We start from the raw sequence: 3140 nt of genomic DNA, 5'->3' as shown, positions 1-3140 counted from the left end.
CCCCTGCATCCCGCGGGATGCAGGGGGCGCTTTTTTCGTCAGGCAGGGCGGGCGGAATCCCCGGCAGCGCCTTCGTTTTCCCCTACCCCAAAAAGTTTTGAAAAAAGGGCGTCAACAGGCTGGTTTCTTTTCCGTTTTCAGGTTATGACGGGAATGAAACGACGAAAAAAGAGACGACAAGCATGAAAATGGAATTGCGCTGGTTCGGCGACGGGTTTGACACCGTCACGCTCTCACAAATTCGCCGGGTGGCCGGTGTGCGCGGGGTCATCACCACCTTATACGACACCCTTCCCGGGGAAAAATGGGAAAAGGAAAAAGTTCTCCGCCTGAAAGAGCAGGTGAACCGCGCGGGCCTGGAAATTTGGGGCATCGAAAGCGTCAACATCCACGACGACATCAAAATCGGTCTGCCCTCCCGGGACCGCTACATCGAAAACTACATCGAGACCATCCGCATTCTGGCCGAGTGCGGCATCGATCTGATCTGCTACAACTTCATGCCTGTTTTCGACTGGACCCGCACCGACCTGGCCAAGCCCCGCCCCGACGGCTCCACGGTCCTGGCCTACGACCAGGCCGAGATCGACAAGATCGACCCGGCAAACATGTTTGCCGCCATGGAGCAGAAGGCCGACGGTCACCTGCTGCCCGGCTGGGAACCGGAGCGCATGGCCCGCATTCAGGAGCTGTTTGAACAATACCGGGACGTGGACGAGGAAAAGCTCTGGCAGAACCTGAAATACTTTTTGCAGGCGATCATGCCCGCCTGCGAAAAATACGGCGTGAAGATGGCCATTCATCCGGACGATCCCGCCTGGAGCGTGTTCGGTCTGCCCCGCATCATCACCGGCAAGGAAAACCTTTTGAAACTGACAAAACTGGTGGATTCCCCCTGCAACGGTATCACGTTCTGCACCGGGTCTCTGGGGACCAATCCGGCGGCGGACCTGCCCGACATGATCCGCAGCTTGAAGGGGCGCATTCATTTTGCCCACATCCGCAACATGGAGCACACCGGAGCCGGAAAGTTTGAAGAATGCGCGCATCTGTCCGAAGACGGCTCCTTTGATATGTTCGAAATCATGAAAGCCCTGTACGACATCGGCTTTGACGGGATCATGCGCCCGGACCACGGCCGCATGATCTGGGGCGAACAGGCCATGCCCGGGTACGGCCTGTACGACCGGGCGCTGGGCAGCCAGTATCTGCTGGGCCTGTGGGAGGCCCTCTCCAAAATGCCGCACACTCTTTGAAAATACAAAAACGAAAGGACTGTTGTTATGAAACTGAACCGCACCGCACTCACTCAATCCGCCGCGCTGACGGATTACGTACTGCCGCAGTACGACGTGGCACGCGTCACGGAAAAGACGGCCGCTGCGCCCGCCTGACTGCACTTCGGAACCGGAAACATTTTCCGCGCGTTTCCGGCCGTGCTGTGTCAGACGCTGCTGAATCAGGGCCTGACGGAAACCGGCATCGTCTGCTGCGAAGGGTACGACGAAGAGATCATCACCCGGTGCATGCGCCCCTTTGACAACCTGTCGCTCATTGTCACTTTGTGCGCCAACGAGAAGATGGAAAAGGAACTGGTGGCTTCCGTCACCGAAAGCCTGGCCCTGAGCACCGACGAAGACCGCGTGCGCGAGATTTTTAAAACCCCCTCTCTGCAAATGGTGTCCTTCACCATCACCGAGAAGGGCTATTCCCTGCGCGGCGCGGACCGGGAGCTTCTCCCGGCCATCCGCAATGATCTGGAGCGCGGGCCCGAACACTGCACGATGTTTCTGCCGCGCCTGGTCTCCTATTGCCTGACCCGCGGCAAAACCTGCGGAAAACCGCTGGCGCTGGTCTCCATGGACAACTGTTCCCACAACGGCGAAAAGCTGAAACTGGCCGTCTTTGAAATTCTGGACGCCTGGAAGGAAAAAGGCTATCTGGAAGAGGGCGCTTACGAATACGTGCAGAACCACATCTCCTTCCCCTGGAGCATGATCGACAAGATCACGCCGCGCCCCCACGAGTCCGTCCAGCGCGCGCTGGAAGCGGACGGCTGGGAGGACATGGCGCCCTTTGTCACCTCCAAAAACACCTACATCGCGCCCTTTGTCAACGCCGAAAAGCCCCAGTATCTGGTCATCGAGGACGACTTCCCCAACGGCCGCCCCTGCCTGGAAAAAGCCGGAGTCATGTTCACTTCCCGCGAGACGGTGAACGCGGTGGAAAAAATGAAGGTGTGCACCTGCCTGAACCCGCTGCACACATCTCTGGCCGTGTTCGGCTGCCTGCTGGGGTACCAGTCCATCGCCGCGGAAATGAAGGACGAAGATCTGGTCGGCCTGACTGAAAAAATGAGCGCGCACGAGGGTCTGCCCGTGGTGGTGGACCCGGGCATCATCGACCCGCGGGCCTTTTTGCAGGAAGTGCTGAAAGAGCGCTTCCCCAATCCGTTCATCCCCGATACGCCCCAGCGCATCGCCACCGACACCTCGCAAAAACTGTCCATCCGGTTCGGCGAGGACATCAAGCTGCATCTGGCGCGGGGCACCGCCCATTCGCTGGTGCTGATGCCGCTGGTCTTTGCAGGGTGGCTGCGCTACCTCAAAGGCGTGGACGATCAGGGGAACGCCTTTGCCTGCTCTTCCGACCCGCTGCTGAACAAACTGCAGCCGGGCATGCAGGCCATTGCGGAAGGTGCCGTGGTAAGCGCCGAAGACCTGGAGCCCACGCTCAGCGACCTTCGCATCTGGGGTGCGGACCTGCAGGCGGCCGGCCTGAAAGAACGGGTCGTGCAGTATTTCAACGAATTCAATGCGGGCCCGGGCGCCGTGCGCCAGACCCTGCACAAATACGTGACGGCCTGCTATCCCAACGAGCCGTCCTGACCGGGCTTTGAAACGGAAAAGAGCTGCCGCCCTTTCGGACGGCAGCTCTTTTCCGGATAAAAAACACCCCGAACGCCTGTGCGTTCGGGGTGTTTTTCTGGCTCCCCTTGTTGGACTCGAACCAACGACCTACGGATTAACAGTCCGCCGCTCTACCGACTGAGCTAAAGAGGATTATGATGGTGACCCGTGGGAGAATCGAACTCCCGTTTGCGGCGTGAGAGGCCGCCGTCTTGACCGCTTGACCAACGG

At 59.3% G+C, this 3140-nt stretch carries 2 protein-coding genes and 1 tRNA gene; 2 read left to right on the top strand and 1 reads right to left on the bottom strand.

From position 1 onward, the window contains the following. Nucleotides 1-182 precede the first annotated feature (182 nt). Complete coding sequence (uxuA, locus tag WMO24_RS00855) at nt 183-1256, top strand: mannonate dehydratase (RefSeq protein WP_349214190.1); 1074 nt, start codon at nt 183-185, stop codon at nt 1254-1256. Between the two features lie 138 nt (nt 1257-1394). Next, nucleotides 1395-2888, top strand: a complete 1494-nt coding sequence (locus WMO24_RS00850; RefSeq protein ID WP_349214191.1) for a mannitol dehydrogenase family protein — start codon at nt 1395-1397, stop codon at nt 2886-2888. A 98-nt stretch (nt 2889-2986) separates the two neighbouring features. On the opposite strand, the gene WMO24_RS00845 is transcribed toward WMO24_RS00850, so the two are convergent. Then, nucleotides 2987-3062: transfer RNA gene (locus tag WMO24_RS00845), tRNA-Asn, on the bottom strand. Nucleotides 3063-3140 lie beyond the last annotated feature (78 nt).

Source organism: Ruthenibacterium intestinale, assembly GCF_040096265.1.
Lineage (GTDB): Bacteria > Bacillota > Clostridia > Oscillospirales > Ruminococcaceae > Ruthenibacterium > Ruthenibacterium komagatae.
Note: the sequence above shows the minus strand (reverse complement) of the source record. Positions and strands in the feature narration are given on the sequence as shown.

Excerpts from the sequence above, each read along its gene's own strand:
- uxuA (WP_349214190.1), top strand. The coding sequence starts at position 183 with ATGAAAATGGAATTGCGCTGGTTCGGCGACGGGTTTGACACCGTCACG.